This is a genomic window from Citrobacter sp. CtB7.12 (assembly GCF_001297795.1).
Taxonomy (GTDB): Bacteria; Pseudomonadota; Gammaproteobacteria; order Enterobacterales; family Enterobacteriaceae; genus Citrobacter_A; species Citrobacter_A amalonaticus.
The window spans coordinates 21,348-40,585 of the sequence record NZ_LIFT01000002.1 but is presented as its reverse complement, the minus strand read 5'-3'; the positions used below and the strand labels follow the sequence as shown (position 1 = coordinate 40,585).

Annotated in this window: 14 protein-coding genes; 8 read left to right on the top strand and 6 right to left on the bottom strand. The window is 55.8% G+C overall.

What is annotated here, in order from left to right:
• Nucleotides 1-53: 53 nt before the first annotated feature.
• Nucleotides 54-2,975, bottom strand: coding sequence for an autotransporter adhesin EhaB (gene ehaB, locus AOY24_RS01825; protein WP_044259058.1), 2,922 nt, complete (start codon nucleotides 2,973-2,975; stop codon nucleotides 54-56).
• A gap of 510 nt (nucleotides 2,976-3,485) precedes the next feature.
• Between ehaB and hemB the strand changes: the two genes are divergently transcribed.
• The gene (gene hemB / locus AOY24_RS01820) at nucleotides 3,486-4,460 is read left to right on the top strand and encodes a porphobilinogen synthase (RefSeq protein WP_043001645.1); all 975 of its coding nucleotides are present in this window, start codon (nucleotides 3,486-3,488) and stop codon (nucleotides 4,458-4,460) included.
• A gap of 120 nt (nucleotides 4,461-4,580) precedes the next feature.
• Entirely contained in the window at nucleotides 4,581-6,302 is a 1,722-nt protein-coding gene (locus AOY24_RS01815) for a lysophospholipid acyltransferase family protein (RefSeq protein ID WP_043001646.1), read from the top strand.
• A gap of 42 nt (nucleotides 6,303-6,344) precedes the next feature.
• On the opposite strand, the gene tauD is transcribed toward AOY24_RS01815, so the two are convergent.
• The 4 genes from tauD to tauA are packed head-to-tail and all read right to left on the bottom strand — an operon-like array spanning nucleotide 6,345 to nucleotide 9,758.
• On the bottom strand, nucleotides 6,345-7,196 hold the full coding sequence (tauD, locus tag AOY24_RS01810; protein WP_043001647.1) for a taurine dioxygenase: 852 nt from the start codon (nucleotides 7,194-7,196) through the stop codon (nucleotides 6,345-6,347).
• Nucleotides 7,193-8,020 (bottom strand): taurine ABC transporter permease TauC, encoded by an 828-nt coding sequence (gene tauC, locus AOY24_RS01805; protein ID WP_054176058.1) that lies wholly within the window; start codon nucleotides 8,018-8,020, stop codon nucleotides 7,193-7,195. The genes tauD and tauC overlap by 4 nt, the downstream gene beginning before the upstream one ends.
• Nucleotides 8,017-8,784 (bottom strand): taurine ABC transporter ATP-binding subunit, encoded by a 768-nt coding sequence (tauB, locus tag AOY24_RS01800; protein WP_054176057.1) that lies wholly within the window; start codon nucleotides 8,782-8,784, stop codon nucleotides 8,017-8,019. Before tauB ends, tauC begins: the two co-directional genes overlap by 4 nt.
• Nucleotides 8,785-8,795: 11 nt before the next feature.
• Nucleotides 8,796-9,758 carry a taurine ABC transporter substrate-binding protein gene (tauA, locus tag AOY24_RS01795; protein ID WP_043001650.1) on the bottom strand — a complete coding sequence of 321 codons (963 nt, stop codon included), beginning with the start codon at nucleotides 9,756-9,758 and terminating at the stop codon, nucleotides 8,796-8,798.
• A 334-nt stretch (nucleotides 9,759-10,092) separates the two neighbouring features.
• Between tauA and AOY24_RS01790 the strand changes: the two genes are divergently transcribed.
• The 6 genes from AOY24_RS01790 (at nucleotide 10,093) to fbpC (ending at nucleotide 17,956) form a co-directional block, all read left to right on the top strand.
• Nucleotides 10,093-10,722 carry a response regulator transcription factor gene (locus AOY24_RS01790; RefSeq protein ID WP_043001651.1) on the top strand — a complete coding sequence of 210 codons (630 nt, stop codon included), beginning with the start codon at nucleotides 10,093-10,095 and terminating at the stop codon, nucleotides 10,720-10,722.
• Nucleotides 10,722-12,263, top strand: a complete 1,542-nt coding sequence (locus AOY24_RS01785) for an MASE1 domain-containing protein (protein ID WP_054176056.1) — start codon at nucleotides 10,722-10,724, stop codon at nucleotides 12,261-12,263. Before AOY24_RS01790 ends, AOY24_RS01785 begins: the two co-directional genes overlap by 1 nt.
• Before the next feature lie 60 nt (nucleotides 12,264-12,323).
• On the top strand, nucleotides 12,324-13,652 hold the full coding sequence (gene uhpC / locus AOY24_RS01780) for an MFS transporter family glucose-6-phosphate receptor UhpC (protein WP_255352580.1): 1,329 nt from the start codon (nucleotides 12,324-12,326) through the stop codon (nucleotides 13,650-13,652).
• Complete coding sequence (locus AOY24_RS01775) at nucleotides 13,649-14,680, top strand: ABC transporter substrate-binding protein (RefSeq protein ID WP_043001654.1); 1,032 nt, start codon at nucleotides 13,649-13,651, stop codon at nucleotides 14,678-14,680. The genes uhpC and AOY24_RS01775 overlap by 4 nt, the downstream gene beginning before the upstream one ends.
• A 139-nt stretch (nucleotides 14,681-14,819) precedes the next feature.
• Nucleotides 14,820-16,898 (top strand): iron ABC transporter permease, encoded by a 2,079-nt coding sequence (locus AOY24_RS01770; RefSeq protein ID WP_044259080.1) that lies wholly within the window; start codon nucleotides 14,820-14,822, stop codon nucleotides 16,896-16,898.
• An 11-nt stretch (nucleotides 16,899-16,909) separates the two neighbouring features.
• Entirely contained in the window at nucleotides 16,910-17,956 is a 1,047-nt protein-coding gene (gene fbpC, locus AOY24_RS01765) for a ferric ABC transporter ATP-binding protein (protein ID WP_044259069.1), read from the top strand.
• Nucleotides 17,957-17,996: 40 nt separating this feature from the next.
• On the opposite strand, the gene mmuM is transcribed toward fbpC, so the two are convergent.
• A complete protein-coding gene (gene mmuM / locus AOY24_RS01760; protein ID WP_044259070.1) occupies nucleotides 17,997-18,929 on the bottom strand; it encodes a homocysteine S-methyltransferase in 933 nt (310 codons plus the stop codon).
• Nucleotides 18,930-19,238 lie beyond the last annotated feature (309 nt).

The window sequence follows — 19,238 nt, the reverse complement described above, 5'->3', positions numbered from 1 at the left end:
TGACGGGCATTTTTTAGATTAACGACGCGATATCCATTTCCGTAAGGGAAGGATTACCAGGTATATTTAACGCCTGCGTTAGCCGACCAGTCCTGATCAACATCGCCGCCGCCAAGGTAGTTCGCATCGGTATACGCGCTGAAGTTCTTGGTAAAGCTGAACTGCGTACCCAGCCCAACGCGAACCGCTGAACCTTTGGTGCCATTGTCGATTGAATCGCCGTTGACATCCGCATGGTTGCCCTGATCGTCATACACGTACGCCAGTTTGAAGTAAGGCGTCAGAGCCTGATCCTGGCTATAGGTGAAGGTATAGCCCGTATCTACACCCAGTTCATAACGCATGCTGTCGTAAGACTGACCATCAAGATGCATGTCGTTGCTCAAACGATAGTCGTCACCAGACTGGAACAGACCTGACACGCTGCCATACGGCGTAACATAACCCGCGTCACCCACTTTCCAGTCGTAGCCCACTTTCAAACCGAAGCCCCAGGCATCTGTTGACGTGTTGCCATCGACATACTGACCGTCACTCATATTGGCAGACAGATCGTTGTTGAAGTGAGAGTAGCTCAGGTTGCCATCCACAAAGACGTCATTGGCAAATCGGGCAGAGGAGTACAGGTAAGCAGACTGACTATCCTGATCTACCTGGCCGGTATGGTCGCTCATGTCGCCTTTAGCGAAACCGGCTGCCGCACCAACAATCCATTTAGCGTTGTTACCATCAACTTTAGTATCCACACCCACCATGATGCCGTTGACATCCTGGTCGTAATTGATGGTGCCATTGTCGCCGCTGAAACCGCCGCCGAAGTAGCTTACCCATGCGCCGCCGTTATCCGCCAGACCGTGGCGAGAGTTGGTCAGACGTGTTCCAACGGTATCCTGCTCCAGGTTCCAGGTATTGGTGTTCGCAGACGGGATGCTCAGCGCCATATTGGCATAGTCAGTCAGCTCCATCTGTTGCATAACAACCGTATTACCCTGCTGCTGAGCCTGGTACGTGTACGCCCCCAGGTCTGCTTTATTGGCCGCAGAGAAAGTCGCGGTGCTGTTCTTATCGTTAACGTAGATCAGCTCTTTGCCTTTGTAATCGGCAATGGAGCCTGCACCCGTGGCGTTATCGATACGCACTTTGTAGTTACCGGTTGCCGCCGCAATGCCGTCGCCCGCGTTATCCACTTCAGACAGATCAGCGGTGTAAGCATCACCGTTACCATTAATCGTCAGGTGACCATCGGAATTCATGCCGATAACACCGTAACCATAGTTTGACTTGCTGGTGTCTGCAGTGCGATCGTTGACCAGATCAGCGTTCAGAACGTAGTTGTTGCTGTGAATGTCAAATACACCGGCATGCACATTGCCACCCGCATCGGTGGTGCTGGTCAGATTCAGGGTATCCGTCTGCAGCGCATAGTCCGCGCTGTTACCGACATCCAGAACACCGTCGTTTGTGACCTTAATGGTGTTGGCATACAGCGCAGCATCACCCACGCTCCAGCCTGAAGCCACATCATCAGCAATAGTCACGGTACTGTTGTCAACCGTCAGGGTATCTGTCGCGACATGACCATCTTCGTTAATGTTCAGCGCTGCGCCACCGGTCAGGCCAATGGTGTCAGAAACCAGCGATGAATCGCCGACGTTCACCACAGAACCGCTGTTGATGCTCAGCGTATCAATCAGAGAGGTTTTGGTGGTATCCCACTGTGAACCATTCTTCAGCGTGACGTTGAACAGACCGCTTTGATAAACCTCTTTCCCCACAACATGACCATTTTCGTCATAGGCGGTGTCGCCGTTATCAATGCCATACGTTGAGGTCGGCCACAGGCTGTTAGACGCGATATCAATCAGCGTAGCAGTCGCGTCAGTACCCGCAGCAACGCTGTCATACACACCGTCGCCATCGGTATCGACCTGGTGGACGGACATCGCCGCACCCACCCATTTACTACCGTTATCTAATGTCAGATCCAGACGATCGGTGCCATCCCAGCCGTTGGTATCCACATTTGCATCGGTATCACGATAGCTATCAGCGCCGTTCGGGAAGAAGTTTTCGTCAAAGTTGCTGGAGAAAACCACATCGCCCATCAGCGTAGAATTACTGAAAGTTGCGGTGGTCTGCATCGCATTGTCTGCCGCCGGATTTGCAATCACAGCTAATGCAATATCATCTGCGGTGTTTGTACCGCTGTAATCGCTGGCGTTACCGTTATTGCCGAACCAACCCGTGGTGCCTTCGTCAGACAATGAGCCTGAGGTCACGGTAGAGTCCTTCACCGTAATGGTGTTATTGAACACTTCATTGCTGTTTACGCCAGTGCTGACGGTATTATCGTCAACATCCTGCCATTCATAACCCTGAGTCAGGGTAATACCGGCAACATGGGAGTTGTTGCTGATAGCCAGGTCAACTTCCTGATCCAGGGTGATCGCGGTGCCCAGGTTGTAGACATCAACAACATGCGTATCTGCAGTGCCGTCGGTATGGGTGCCGTTGTAAGTATAATGTTCGTAGTTGTCGTCGATAGTTGAGTTATCAACGGTCAGCGCCAGACGATCATAAACATAGCCGGTCGCATCACGTCCGGCACAATCCTCCGTCATGCACTGTGAGGTAATCATTCCGTGAACAGTACTGTTTTTAATCGTCAGGCTGTTACTGTTGGTGTTGGTCGTCAGACCATCATCCAGATAGTACGTTGAAATCACACCGTTAACGGTCGCGTTATTGATGACCGGATAGATGTCTCCGTTATACACGCTATCGGTGCCGTAGTTATTCCAGCCGACATAGCCATCGTAGTACACACCATCCGCATAAGTCGCGTCGTTAAGGTGTTCAAAGGTGGTGTACGTCTTGCCAGAAATATCAGTTGAAGCATTCGCCTGAGAAGTGATTGCCAAAGTGCAGGCTAATGCTAATTGTGAGACTACAAGTTTCTTTTTCCAGGAGTGCATTTGTCATCCCTCCTCAGGGACGTAATAGTGTTGATCCATCAATATCAATGCATAGAAAACATTATGTTTCGCGAAGAAGATTATGCGGTGTCCACAATGAAAGGTTCAATTATTCTTTATCCGTAGTCCGAAAACGGACAATAACAAAAACCAGGAAAACACTCAGTTGAAAAATAAAAAATTACTTATAAATCAATGCAATAAAAAGGAAAAAGACAAGGATACATATAATAAATCAATACTTAATGCAGCGAGCATTGATAATAACGAACAAATAAAAAACCAGCCAACCTAAATAAATAAAAACTCAAATAAATAGATATTCAAAATAACCAAACGAATAACAATCACACTTTCAAATATGAATTTTTAGCTATTCATATTAAAAAATTGCCATGCGATTTCTTTTATTTATTAATAAAACAAAACAATAAGGCCCATTTTCGTAAAACACTCGTCCGCGGCTTCAGGTATACTATGGCCTTCACTTTCACAAGCATCAGGCATCCCATGACAGACTTAATCCATCGCCCTCGCCGTCTGCGCAAATCTGCAGCGCTACGTGCCATGTTTGAAGAGACAACACTCAGCTTGAACGATCTGGTGTTGCCGATCTTTGTTGAAGAAGAACTCGACGACTACAAAGCGATTGAGGCCATGCCCGGCGTCATGCGCATCCCGGAAAAACACCTGGCGCGCGAGATTGAGCGTATTGCCAACGCCGGTATTCGTTCCGTCATGACCTTTGGCATCTCACACCATACCGATGACACCGGTAGCGATGCCTGGAAGGAAGACGGTCTGGTGGCGCGGATGTCGCGTATCTGCAAGCAGACCGTACCAGAAATGATCGTGATGTCAGACACCTGCTTCTGCGAATATACCTCCCACGGCCACTGCGGCGTGCTGTGTGAACACGGCGTCGATAACGACGCCACGCTGGCAAACCTGGGTAAACAGGCGGTTGTCGCGGCCGCCGCAGGCGCAGATTTCATCGCCCCTTCCGCGGCGATGGATGGTCAGGTGCAGGCGATTCGCCAGGCGCTGGATGCCGCAGGCTTTACCGACACCGCCATCATGTCCTACTCCACCAAATTTGCCTCATCGTTCTATGGTCCGTTCCGCGAAGCGGCGGGCACGGCGCTGAAAGGCGATCGCAAAACCTACCAGATGAACCCGATGAACCGCCGTGAAGCGATTCGCGAATCGTTGCTTGATGAAGCACAGGGCGCGGACTGCCTGATGGTGAAGCCGGCGGGGGCCTATCTTGACGTACTGCGTGACATTCGTGAGCGCACAGAGCTGCCGCTCGGCGCGTATCAGGTCAGCGGCGAATACGCGATGATCAAATTTGCCGCTATGGCAGGCGCCATTGATGAAGAAAAAGTGGTACTGGAAAGCTTAGGCGCTATCAAACGCGCAGGCGCGGATCTGATCTTCAGCTACTTCGCACTGGATCTGGCAGAGAAAAAAATCCTGCGTTAAGTTTTCCCTGAACATGCCGGGTGGCCTCGCCATCCGGCCTTTCCCCAAAACGTCACCCAAACGTCATACCAGCGACACTTACCGCTTCTACTGTCAGCACAGGAAGAAGGAGGTGTTGTGATGTTCAGTCTCGATAACGTACTCAGCGACCTTTGGCCCGAGGCGAGAACCACGCCCTGGCAGAAAAAGGTGTTACAACGCGTATTGTATGAAAAAGAGTTCCAGCTGTTTGCCGCCCGCCATTGCCATCTGAAAGGCGTGGATATGGTGGAACAAGTCCTGGAACATCTCCAAATACGTTGTGAAATCCCCGAGCACCACATTGAAAACATCCCCGAAAATGGCCCTCTGATCATTATTGCCAACCACCCTACCGGGGCGCTGGATGGACTGGCGCTCATTTATGCCCTCTCCCGCGTACGGCGCGACATCAAAGTGGTGACTAACCGGCTGCTCTCCCATCTGGAACCTCTGAGTTCGTTGTTTATCCCGGTCGATAATATTCAGGGACGCACGCCCAAATCGTCGTTACAGCAAATGGATAGCCATCTGCAGACCGGCGGCGCGCTGGTTTTCTTCCCGGCAGGGGAAGTTTCGCGTCTGACGCTAAAGGGAATCGCTGAACGCCGCTGGCACTCCGGGTTTATCCGCATGGCAGAAAAGTACCGGACGCCGCTACTGCCGGTACATATTCAGGCCTATAACAGTCCGCTGTTCTATGCCAGCGGACTGGTTTCTTCCCGCGCCACGCTGCTGCTGTTAATGCAGCAAATGTTTCGCCGCCGTGGCAGCACGCTACCCGTACGTATAGGCCAACAAATTGCCTGGACGCAATGGTCTACCAGCAAAAGCAGCGTGCGCGAGCAGGCGGAAAAGTGCCGGGAGCACGTGATTGCGCTGGGCAAAGGCCGACCAGGTCTCTTTCGTACCGAATCGACAATCGCCCCGCCGGAAAACAGAGCGCGACTGAAACGCGAGCTGGCACAGGCGGAATGTCTGGGAATAACCGCCGACGGTAAGCACATTTATCTCTGGCAGCGCAACGGGCAAGAGGAAGCGACGGTCCTGCGCGAGCTGGGACGACTGCGTGAAATCGCCTTTCGCGCCGTGGGTGAAGGGAGCGGCAAGCGCAGAGATATCGATCGCTACGATGATGACTATCTGCATTTGATCTTATGGGACGAGGAGGATCTTGAGATCGTCGGCGCTTACCGGTTTATCCCCTGCGCACAACAACTGGAAAAGCAGGGGCTGGATGGGCTCTACAGTCACAGTCTGTTTGATTACGATGAGCAGATGGCGGACATCATGAAACACGGTATTGAGCTGGGACGTAGCTTTATTCAGCCGCGCTACTGGGGACGTCGCGGGCTGGATTATCTCTGGTCAGGAATCGGCGCATACCTGGCGCGTTACCCGCAGTATCGTTACCTGTTCGGACCCGTGTCTATCTCCGGAGGATTACCGCCGGATGCGCGCGATCTGCTGGTTGCCTTCTATCGTCTGTGGTTCCCGCCCACGCATCCGCTGGCCGTCTCACGCCAGCCGTATCCCGCTTCGCTACCGGATGTGCTGGCGCAGTTTACCGGTAGCGACTACGCCGACGATCTGACGCGGCTGAAGTCGCTGCTGGGAAATCTGGGCTGCGGTATTCCCCCACTCTATAAGCAATACTCAGAGCTCTGCGAACCCGGCGGCGTACAGTTCATCGATTTCGGCAGCGATCCGGATTTTAACCACTGCGTAGATGGCCTGGTATTGGTGGATTTGACCCGTCTGAAGGCCAACCGTTATCAGCGCTATATTGAGGCACATTTATCACGCCATTGCCCGGTGACGTGACGCGTACCGGGCCGACAATGACATACCGGCCCGAGGCGGAAATTACGGCGCTCGATAAAACGGTTTATCCCCTAAAATCGTGGCACGGTGCATAATACGCCGCTGCGGCAGGTAATCGGCGTTCGCATAATGCTGCGTCACACGATTATCCCAAATCGCCACATCATTCGGCTGCCAGCGCCAGCGCACCTGGAATTCCGGTTTCGTAATATGCGCAAACAGAAAGCCAAGCAGCGCCTCACTCTCTTTCTCCGTGACGTCAACAATGCGCGTAGTGAAGCCTTCATTCACAAACAGCGCCTGCTTACCACTGATCGGATGGGTTCTTACCACCGGGTGCACCAGCGGCGGATGCTTTGCCACCGCTTCACGCCAGCGCTGATGCCCTTCCTCTGTTTTGCGGTATTTGTATTCCTGGAAGGACTTGCGGAAGTCATGCTCCGCCCGCAAACCGCTCAGCAACTGACGAAACGGCTCCGACAACGCCTCATACGCCGCAATGCCGCTGGTCCACAGCGTGTCGCCCCCGGTTGACGGCAACGCTTTTGCCGCCAGAATCGCCCCGGCAGGCGGTGTCTCAATAAACGTCACGTCGGTGTGCCAGTTGTCATTATCCGGCGGATTATCATTGTGGGTATCCAGCACGATAATCTCCTCGACGCCCTCCGCATGCGGATAGACCGGATGGATATGCAGATCGCCAAAGCGCTGGGCCAACGCCCGTTGCTGTTGTGGCGTAATGGCCTGTTCGCGCAGGAACACCACCTGATGGCGCAGTACCGCGTGATAAAGCTGCTCAAACTGATTGTCGCTCAGCGGACGGGTCAAATCCGCCCCGGCGATCTGTGCGCCGATGTACGGCCCCAGCGGGGTAATGCTCAGACGTTCACTCATTGGACTTCTCCATGCCAGGGCGTCAGACGGCGCTGAAGCGCACGCAGACCCAGTTCTAAAATAAAGGCGATAATCGCAATCACCGCGATCCCCGCCAGCACCACGTCGGTCGCCAGAAACTCACCGGCCGACTGCACCATAAACCCTAACCCCCGCGTTGCCGCAATCAGCTCCGCCGCCACCAGCGTCGACCAGCCCACGCCAAGTCCGATGCGTAATCCGGTGAGGATCTCCGGCAGCGCGCCTGGCAGGATCACCAGCCACAGTACCTGCGCCCGGCTCGCGCCCAGCGATCGGGCGGCGCGGATCCGTACCTGCTGCGCGCTCTTCACGCCCGCCAGCGCCGACATGGCGACCGGGGCAAAAATTGCCAGGTAGATCAACAGGATCTTGGACGTTTCGCCAATCCCGAACCAGATAACCATTAATGGCAGATAAGCCAGCGGCGGCACCGGACGATAAAGCTCGATGATCGGATCGAGAATGCCGCGTAGCGTCGGACTGAGCCCCATCGCAATCCCGACCGGAATACCGAACACCACCGCAGCCAGCAGCGCCAGCACGATGCGGGTCAGGCTCGCGGCCAGATGCTGCCACAGCGTGGCATCCATAAATCCTTGCGGACCAGCGATGGTGATAAGCTTTTGCATCACCTGGTCCGGCGGCGGCAAAAACAACGGGCTTATCAGCTGCAGCGCGGCAACCGTCCACCACACCGCCAGAATCACCGTTAGCGTCGCCAGGCTCAGCGTAATCTGGCGCGAGAACGGCCAGCGCCATCTCAGTGGCCGTTGGCGTGGTTTGTCGTTGATCACCACACTCATGAGAAGGCCTCCCGTTGTTCAAAGACGCGGCTTAAGACATATTCGCGGGTCGCGATAAACTGCGGATCGGACTTAATGCTGCGGCTCGCTTCGCCTGCCACAAAGCGCCGGGCAAAGGTCAACGGCAGACGCTCCAGCACCCGGCCAGGTCCTGGTGACAACAGCACCAGTTCGGTCGCCATAAACACTGCTTCTTCAATATCATGTGTTATCAGCAGCACCTGCTTGCCGGTCTCATGCCAGAGTTTCAGCAGCAGGGTTTGCATCTGTTCACGGGTAAAGGCGTCCAGCGCGCCAAAGGGTTCATCCAGCAGCAACAGCTGTGGGTTCGCCGCCAGCGCGCGGGCAATGCCAACGCGCTGGCGCTGACCGCCGGAAAGCTGCCAGATGAAGCATTTTCCCGCGCCTTCCAGCCCCACTTTTTTCAACATATCCTGAGCGATGCTGACACGCTGCGCTTTCCCGATGCCCGCCAGTTGCAGACCCAACGCGACGTTATCCTGCACGTTGCGCCACGGCAGCAGCCCTTCGTGTTGAAACACCACGCCGCGCTCTGCCCCCGGCCCGTCAACGCGTTTTCCCGCCAGCTGAATGCTGCCGTGTTGATACGGTACAAATCCGGCAATCAGGTTCAGCAGCGTTGTTTTGCCACATCCCGAAGGCCCCAGCACCACCAGCAGTTCACCGCTGTCGAGCGTCAGATTGATATCTTCCAGCGCCGGTTTACCACCGTAATCGGCGTACAGATGAGAAAGTTGCAGCATCAGCGCCTCCTTTATTGCACGAAGCGGTCGGTGACGTACTGGCTGTAATCGCTTGCCACCGCAGGCACCTTGCCCTGCTCTTTCAGAAACTGCGCGGTGTCGATAATCGCTTTGTTCACCGGTCCGGTTAGCTCAGCCGTCTGCTGCTGGGGAGTGAGATAGGTATTGCCTTTTACCAGTCCCGGCACATCGGCTTCCGGAACGCCGCTCAGACGCGACAGCTTGCTGATGTTCTCCGGTTGCTTCAGCCATTCGTCGGGATTGGCGATATAGGACTGCTGCGCGTCGATGGCGCTTTTCGCGAAGGCTTTCACTACCTCCGGATGCTTCTCGGCAAAGTCTTTGCGCACGACCCACACATCCAGCGTCGGTGCGCCCCACTCACCGACTTTTTCCGAGTCGGTCAGCACCTTGCCGTCTTTTTCCAGCGCGTTAACGGCAGGTGCCCAGACGTAGGCACCATCAATATCTCCGCGCTGCCAGGCGGCGATAATCGCTGGCGGCTGCAGGTTCACAATCTCCACCTGACCGGGTTTAATCCCCCAGTGTTTTAACGCGGCCAACAGGCTGTAGTGGGTGGTGGAGATAAACGGCACCGCGATGCGTTTGCCGATCAGATCCTCGGGCTTACCAATCGTTTTTTTCACCACCAGCGCTTCGGAGTTACCGAGTTTTGACGCCAGCAGGAAAACCTCGATCGGCACCTGCTGACTGGCGGCGACCGCCAGCGGACTGGAGCCGAGATTACCGATTTGCACGTCGCCGGAGGCCAGGGCGCGCACAATACTCGCGCCGCTGTCGAATTTACGCCAGTCGACGGTGGCCCCGCTTTCTTTGGCGAAGGTGTTATCCGCCTGGGCCACTTTTGCCGGTTCAGCGGAGGTTTGATACGCGACGGTGACGTTCACCGCCTGCGCCTGAAAGGTGATGAATGCCAGTGCGGCAAGAAGTGTATTACGCGATGAAACGGCCATAGTGTCTGCTCCCCTGTCTTGTTATGGAGGCAGTATTTCGTTGTGGCCGGATTTGATAAAGGAATTAAAAATTCTTGCTAAGAACAAAGCGTTTTTAGAAAAAAAGTGGGAATGGTTAGTTGGGATATGACTTTCATGTCACCGTATCAAACGGTTCCGTTCGCCTTGTATTTCTAACCGTGGAACCATTTAATGAAATGACATGAAAACACATACCACCAGCGCCCCCAAATATTGCCATTTTGTTACATTCATTCCATAACTGTACCTGATTGATTGCCAGCGCAGCGGCGCCAGGCATCATAGGATCATTATCCGGCAAGAGAGCAAAATCATGATACGTGTGGTGCTGGTGGACGACCATGTGGTGGTGCGTTCCGGCTTTGCGCAGTTACTCAGTCTCGAAGAAGACCTCGACGTCGCAGGCCAGTATAGCAGCGCGGCGGAAGCCTGGCCTGCGTTGTTGCAGGACGACGTTAACGTTGCGGTGATGGACATCGCCATGCCGGACGAAAACGGTCTGAGCCTGCTGAAACGCCTGCGGGCACAGAGGCCGCAATTTCGCGCCATTATTCTTAGCATCTATGACACACCAGCCTTCGTGCAGAGCGCGCTGGATGCGGGAGCCAGCGGTTATCTGACCAAACGCTGCGGGCCGGAAGAGTTAGTGCAGGCCGTCCGTTCCGTTGGACTGGGGGGACATTACCTCTGCGCGGATGCGCTGCGGGCGTTGCGTGGTGGAGAACCGCCATCACCGGTACTGGAAGTTCTGACACCACGCGAACGGGAAGTGTTTGATTTACTGGTCAAAGGCGACAGCGTTAAGGAGATTGCCTTCAAACTCGATCTCAGCCATAAAACGGTCCATGTCCATCGCGCCAACGTGCTGGGCAAGCTGAACTGTCACAGCACCATCGAGCTGGTTCATTTCGCTCTCGACCATCAGTTACTGGCGGGGCATTGATGTCGCACAACCTCCGCCACGTCGTCATTTCACTGTTTATTGTGCTGGCCTGGGGTACCGGTTGGCTGATGCTGTGGACGCTTGGTTTTTATCTGACCCACAACGGCCAGCAGGCGGCCCTGTTCCTGCCGCACGGCGTCTACCTGGCGCTGCTGATCCTGCTTTCACGCCGCTACTGGCTCGCGCTGGTGCTGCCACCGATGATGATGATGTTCTGGCTGCACAGCGAGCAACTGCTCAATGGTTATATTCTGCTGACCACACCGCTTATCAGCATGATTCCCGCCAGCCTCGCACAGACTTTCTGGTACCGTTTCCCTCTTTACTGGCAGCGGCTGACGCTGCTGCTGTCCACGGTAACAGCCGCCTCATTGCTCAACGCCGCTCTGCTGTCGCCGTTTGTCAAAAGTCCGGCGATGCTGCTCGGGCTGGCGTCCTTTACCGGTGGCGTGCTACTGACGCCGTTCGTTTATCTGATCTTCGAGTTTCTGCGCCAGCAGCATCGCTATCACCTGCTGGGTCTGGACACCAATAACCCGCCGCTGCGTACCTCGCTCATCATCTGGTGCAGCCTGTTTTTTATCATTGGCATTGGCACCCAGATGGTGCTGTCGCCAGAGATTGAACGCCTGCTGTTGATTGTGGTGTTTCTGCCCAACGTGGTGATGGCGTGGAAATTCGGCTGGCAGGGTGGCGTGCTCTCGGGGCTACTCGGCAGCATGATGATCACCATCGCCCGCCAGATTGGCGTGGGCTTCAGCAATCTGATTGAACTGGAGATTTTTCTCGCGACACAGTCACTGCTCGGTATTGGTCTGGGGATCGCCATCAGTCGTCAGCAGCATCTGGCGCAAAACCTGCACCATTATCGCCGGCGTCTGGAAGCGGAACTGGCGGCGCGGCGCGCGCTGGCCGAGAAACTGGTGCATACCGAAGAGGATACGCGCAAGAGCCTGGCGCGCGAACTGCATGACGAGATTGGGCAGAACATCACCGCCATTCAGATCCAGTCGCAACTGGTAAAACGGGCGCACGATCCGGCGCAAGCCCAGGCCGCCGCCAGCCAGATCAACGATCTCGCCCGGCGAATCCATCACTCCACCCGCCAGTTGTTGCGCCAGCTTCGCCCACCCGCGCTGGACGAACTGTCGTTCAAAGAGGCGCTGCTCCACCTGCTCAACGAGTTTGCCTTTACGGAACGCGGCATTCACTGCCAGTTTGACTATCTGCTTACCGCCACGCCCGAGAATGAAACGGTGCGCTTCACTCTCTATCGACTGTTACAGGAGTTGCTCAACAACATCTGTAAACACGCCGGGGCCAGCGAAGTACGAATTGTTCTGCGTCAGCAGGGAGATATGCTGCATCTGGACGTGTCCGACAACGGCGTGGGGATCAGTGCAGACAAGATAGCCGGTTTTGGCATTCAGGGAATGCGCGAGCGGGTCAGCGCCCTCGGGGGTGAACTGGCGCTGGAATCGCGGCACGGTACGCGGGTAAGTGTTAACTTGCCCACAAATTTGCAACAAATCGCCTTCTGACCAGGAAAAAGTCTTAGTCACTCCGGACTTTCTCTCATCCCCTTTCGGTTTCTCTTTCTTATAGTCAACAAAACGGAGACGGCTATGCACGCAGGCGCAGCAACTGACATCACACAACGTTACCGGACGCTGCGTCCCCGGCTGCTGATGTACATGGTCATCGGTTACGCCGCGTTTTACCTGACGCGTAAAAGCGTTAACTACGTGCTGCCAGCGCTGCAAACCGATCTCGGGCTGGATAAAAGTGACATCGGTCTGCTGGGTTCCTTGTTTTATCTGACCTACGGCCTGTCGAAATTTACCGCCGGGTTGTGGCATGACAGCCACGGACAGCGTTGGTTTATGGGCGCGGGACTGTTCGCTACTGGCCTGTTGAATGTGGTGTTTGCTTTTGGCGAGTCGCTGACGCTGCTGCTGGCAGTCTGGACGCTGAACGGTTTTTTTCAGGGCTGGGGATGGCCGCCCTGTGCTCGCCTGCTGACCCACTGGTATTCGCGTAACGAACGCGGCTTCTGGTGGGGCTGCTGGAATATGTCGATCAACATTGGCGGGGCGATTATCCCGCTGATTAGCGCCTTCGCCGCCCACTGGTGGGGCTGGCAGACCGCAATGCTGATGCCAGGGATAATTAGCATGGCGCTGGGAATGGGGTTAGCGCTGCAACTGAAAGGCACGCCCCAGGAAGAGGGGTTACCGTCCGTCGGCAACTGGCGTAACGATCCGCTGGAGCTGCGCCAGGAGCAACAGAGTCCACCGATGGGACTGTGGCAAATGCTGCGTACCACGATGCTGAAAAACCCGATGATCTGGCTGCTGGGCGTTTCGTATGTACTGGTCTATCTGATCCGCATTGCGCTTAACGACTGGGGCAACATCTGGCTGACGGAAAGCCACGGCGTCAACCTGCTCAGCGCCAACGCCACGGTGATGCTGTTTGAAGTCGGCGGACTCCTCGGCGCGCTGTTTGCCGGCTGGGGGTCGGACCTGCTGTTTAGCGGTCAGCGGGCGCCGATGATTTTGCTGTTTACGCTGGGCCTGATGGTCTCTGTCGCCGCGCTATGGCTGGCACCCGTTCATCATTACGCCCTGCTTGCTGTCTGTTTCTTTACGGTGGGCTTTTTTGTCTTTGGTCCACAAATGTTGATTGGTCTGGCGGCGGTGGAATGCGGGCACAAAGCGGCTGCAGGCTCAATCACTGGTTTTCTCGGCCTGTTCGCCTACCTGGGGGCAGCGCTGGCGGGCTGGCCTCTGTCGCTGGTCATTGAACGCTACGGCTGGTCGGGGATGTTCAGTTTGCTCTCGGTCGCCGCCGTACTTATGGGTTTACTGCTGATGCCGCTGCTGATGGCGGGCATCACCACCACTCTCAGTCAAAGGATAAAACAATGAAAATGACCCTTACCTCTACTCTGATTGCCTCTGCCGTTGCGCTGGCGACCTTATCGGGCGCCGCACACGCGAAAGGGCGTCTGGTGGTGTATTGCAGCGCCACCAACGAGATGTGCGAAGCGGAAACCAAAGCCTTTGGGGAAAAATATGACGTGAAAACGTCGTTTATTCGTAACGGCTCCGGCAGCACGCTGGCGAAGGTTGATGCCGAGAAGAAAAACCCGCAGGCTGACGTCTGGTACGGCGGCACGTTGGATCCACAATCTCAGGCCGGAGAAATGGGTCTGCTGCAGCCGTACAAATCCCCTAACCTGGAACAGGTCATGGAGAAATTCCGCGATCCGGCGAAAGTGAAAGGCAACCTCTCGTCAGCGGTCTACGTGGGGATCCTCGGTTTTGGCGTCAACACTCAACGCCTGAAAGAGAAAAACCTGCCGGTGCCGAAATGCTGGAAAGACCTGACCAAACCGGAATACAAAGGTGAAATTCAGATTGCCGATCCGCAAAGCTCCGGTACGGCCTACACCGCACTGGCCACTTTCGCCCAACTCTGGGGTGACGATCAGGCCTTTGATTACCTGAAACAACTGAACGCCAACGTCTCGCAGTACACCAAATCCGGTATTGCCCCGGCGCGTAACGCGGCTCGTGGCGAAACCGCCATCGGCATTGGCTTCCTGCATGACTACTCGCTGGAAAAAGAACAGGGCGCACCGCTGGAGCTGATCTCTCCGTGTGAAGGTACCGGTTATGAAATCGGCGGCGTCAGCATCCTGAAAGGGGCACGTAACCTCGACAACGCCAAACTGTTTGTCGATTGGGTACTGTCAAAAGACGCCCAGGAACTGGCGTGGAAGAAAGGCAAGTCCTATCAGATCCTGACCAATACCACCGCCGAAACCTCGCCGAACTCGCTGAAGCTCGACGACCTGAAGCTTATCAACTATGACATGGATAAATACGGTTCAACGGATGTCCGTAAAGCGTTGATCAATAAATGGGTCAGCGAAGTGAAGATGGGTAAATAAGCCCACACGATGACTTCCTGACGTTAAGGTTACGTAGGCCGGGTAAGGCAACGCCGCCCCCCGGCAATCATCGTCACCCTGAATGCCGGATGGCGCTCACGCGTATCCGGCCTACTCGGGATTGAACACCGGAAAACGTATGTCACACACACTTGCACTCCATCCTGTGAAAAAGCGGGATGCGATATTCCTTTGGGTTTTACTCGGCTGGCTGGCATTCGTTCTGCTGCCGAGCTGGAGCCTGGATTACGGTCTGCTGGAGTCCACGAGCGATGAAATCCTCGAGGCCTACGGCTGGTCACGGTTCAATATCAGTTGGCTCTGGTATCTGCTGCCGAGCCTGCTGCTGGTACGCCCGTTCCACGAAGCCAGACGCGAACAGCGCAGCCGCCACACCCTCGATGCGGGCTGGGCGCTGTTGTGTATGGCGTTTATCGTCATCAGCGCCACCGTTGAAGGGCGCGGTTTAGGCTACGCCACTATCGTGCTGTTTGTCGCGCTGGGGGCGATCATGACGCTGGCGCTGACCCGCCTCGAATGGCTGGGCGGCGACCGGTTTGTGATCGGTTCGCTGGTCACTATCGTGGCGCTCATCGGCATCTTTATCGTCTGGCCGAGCATCGCCATTTTCATCCCAATGTTCACCAACGACGCCGGGGAGTTCGCGCCGCTGGCGTTTATGAATGTGCTGTCGCAGGCGCATATCATTCAGGTGATCCTCAACTCTATCGCCCTGTCGATTGCGGTAGGTATCGGCTGTACTTTCTTCGGTCTGGTACTGGCGATTTATACTACCCGCATCGCTCAGCGAAGCGCCATTATTGGGCGTATCTTTTCGATTCTGCCGATCGTCACACCGCCGTTTGTGGTGGGGCTTGGCGTCACGCTGATGATGGGCCGTTCCGGCTATGTGACCGAATTAATGGTCGACTGGTTCGGGTTGACGAACACCAACTGGCTGTACGGATTTACCGGCATCTGGCTGGCACAGGTGCTGGCGTTTACCCCAATGGCGTTTATGATCCTCGACGGCGCGATCAAAACCATTCACCCGTCGCTGGAAGAAGCGTCATATACCCTGCGCGCCAGCCGCTGGCAGACGTTTAACGGCGTGTTTGTCCCACTGCTGAAACCGGCGCTGGCGAACGCCTTTCTGATTGTCATCGTGCAGTCGCTGGCCGACTTCAGTAACCCGTTGGTGCTCGGCGGGAACTTCGACGTGCTGGCAACGCAAATTTACTTCTACATCACCGGCTCACAGCTTGATTACCAGGCCGCCAGTACGCTGGGCGCGTTCCTGCTGCTGTTCTCGCTGCTGGTGTTCTGCGTACAGTACATGTGGATTGGCAAGCGCTCTTACGTCACCGTTTCCGGGAAATCGTACCGTGGCGACGTCCAGCCGCTGCCGGTGACGCTGGTCTGGAGCGTGGTGGCTATTCTGGCGATATGGATTGCCTTTAACGCCCTGCTCTATGGCAGCATTTTCTACGGCAGCTTCACCGTGAACTGGGGCGTGGACTACACCCTGACGCTGGATAACTTCATCAAACTGTTTGGTCAGGGGATGAGTGACGGCGCATGGCCTTCGCTGCTCGATACCCTGTTGTATGCCGGGATTGCCGCGCCGATCACCGCCGCCTTCGGTCTGCTGATCGCCTGGATTGTGGTGCGCCAGCAGTTCAAAGGCAAAAAGACCATCGAGTTCACCACCATGTTGTGCTTTGCCGTACCGGGCACCGTGGCGGGCGTTTCGTACATCCTTGCCTTTAACAGCGCTCCGGTATACCTCACCGGCACGGCGGCGATTGTCATTATCTCGATGGTGATGCGTAACGTCCCGGTCGGTATTCGCGCCGGGATCGCCGGACTCGGCCAGATCGATAAATCACTGGACGAAGCCTCGCTCAGTCTGCGTGCCGGGAGCTTACGCACCATCACGCACATTCTGTTGCCGCTGCTGCGCCCGGCCATTCTCTCGGCGCTGATCTACAGCTTCGTGCGCGCCATCACCACCGTCAGCGCGATTGTCTTCCTCGTCACCCCGGACACCCGCGTGGCAACGGCCTACATTCTGAACCGCGTGGAAGACGGCGAGTACGGCGTGGCGATTGCCTATGGGTCGATTCTGATCGTGGTCATGCTGGCGATTATTTTCATCTTTGACTGGCTGATTGGGGAAGCGCGTATTTCCCGGTCTAAAGCCAAAAACCAGGCGTAATGGAGCGCACTATGAGTCAGAAAAATTTCGTTGAACTGCGCAACGTCACTAAACGATTCGGCAGCAACACGGTCATCGACAATATCAATCTCACCATCCCGCAAGGGCAGATGGTGACGCTGCTTGGCCCGTCCGGCTGCGGCAAGACCACCATTCTGCGCCTGGTCGCCGGTCTGGAAAAACCGAGCGAAGGTCAAATTTTTATTGATGGCGAAGACGTCACTCATCGTTCTATTCAGCAGCGCGATATTTGTATGGTGTTCCAGTCGTATGCTCTGTTCCCGCATATGTCGCTGGGGGAAAACGTCGGCTACGGTCTGAAGATGCTGGGCGTGTCGCGCGCCGATGTGAAGACGCGGGTGAAAGAGGCGCTGGCAATGGTCGATCTGGAAGGATTCGAGGACCGCTATGTTGATCAGATCTCCGGCGGTCAGCAGCAGCGCGTGGCACTGGCGCGCGCGCTGATCCTCAAACCGAAGGTGCTGTTATTTGACGAACCGTTGAGTAACCTCGACGCCAACCTGCGCCGCAGCATGCGCGATAAGATCCGCGAGCTGCAAAAGCAGTTTGATATCACCTCGCTGTACGTTACCCACGATCAGAGCGAAGCCTTTGCGGTTTCCGACACCGTGCTGGTGATGAACAAGGGGCATATCATGCAGATAGGCTCGCCGCAGGATCTCTATCGCCAACCCGCCTCCCGTTTTATGGCGAGCTTTATGGGTGACGCCAACCTGTTCCCGGCGACCTTCAGCGAAGCCTCTGTTGATATCTTTGGTTATCGCCTGCCTCGCCCGACGCACTTTGTGGCTCAGGGCACCGGCACCGTTGGCGTCAGGCCGGAAGCGATCACCTTAAGCGATCGCGGAGAGGAGAGTCAGCGCTGTGTGATTCGTCATGTCGCCTATATGGGACCGCAGTATGAAGTCACGGTGGAGTGGCACGGACAGGAGATCCTGTTACAAGTCAACGCTACACGCCTGCAGCCGGATGTCGGTGAGACGTACTATCTGGAAATCCACCCGTACGGCATGTTTGTGTTAGCGGATGCGGCATGATGCAATGCCGGGTAAGGCATCAGCCACACCCGGCACAAACTCAACGTTGCGCGTTCAGCGCGGCAATATCCTCTGGCGTGGTGCGACAGCACCCGCCAATCAACTTCGCCCCGGCCGCCTGCCACTGCGGCAGGTAATCCGCCAGGCGCGCACACGATTCATCATGATGATGCCAGCTTTTGCTGCTCGCATCGTAATGCTCTCCGCTGTTCGGATAGACCACCAGCGGCAGCGCCGTTAACCCGTGCAGATGCTGCAAAGCGGCGGTGGCCTGTTGCAGGGCAATACAGTTGATCCCCACCGCCACCGTCTGCGGATAGTGTTCGAGAAACGTCACAACCTCGCGTAGCGGCGTGCCGTCGCTCAGATGCTCGCTGTCGCGCAGGGTAAAAGAGTACCACGCTCGCGCACGCGGATATGCGGTTAACAACGCCGCCAGTGCCTGAATCTCGGCAAAATTTGGTAGCGTTTCGCAGGCCAGCAGATCGACTCCGGCATCCAGCAACGCCTCCACGCGCGGACGGTGAAACGCCTGAAAATCTTCGCCGCTCAGCGTGTAATCTCCGCGATACTCCGAACCATCAGCCAGAAATGCGCCGTAAGGCCCAACCGAACCGGCGACCAGCAGCGTGCCCGCCTGCGGATTTTCTGCCAGATACGCCTCACGCGCTTTACGCGCCAGCTCGACACTTTTCCCAATCAGCGCTTTCGCCTGCGCCTCATCAAAGCCGCAGGCGGCAAATCCCGCTGGCGTCGCCTGATAGCTGGCGGTGATGGCGCACTGCGCCCCCGCCCGAAAATAGTCAAGGTGCACTTCGCGGATAAGCTCCGGGTTTTCCAGCAGAATTTTCGCTGACCATAGGCTGTCGGCTAAATGGCACCCACGCGCTTCCAGCTCCGTCGCCAGTGCGCCATCCAGCAACAGGAAATCCTGCTTATCCAGGAGGGCACTTAACGGATTATATTGCGACATGATAAGGCTCCTGTTTTGCGAACGAGAACAGTCACCATAACACAGCGTCAGCGACGGGGATCCGCGCTCGCACGCAATTCCCGACATACCGTCAGCGTTGCACCAGTCGCAAAAACCCGCGCCGGGCGCTTAATGCAGGATCAGGAGTCACAATCAGATACAGAATGGGTCGCCAGCTCATAACACCTCCACTTCATGGGGTTATCTACACTCTGGCAGGGGCAAAGCAGCCTGACACTAAGACAAAAGTAGGAATGCTGTGCTATTGCTCATACCACAACGTGCGGGGCAAGTAAGAGAGAAACAGCC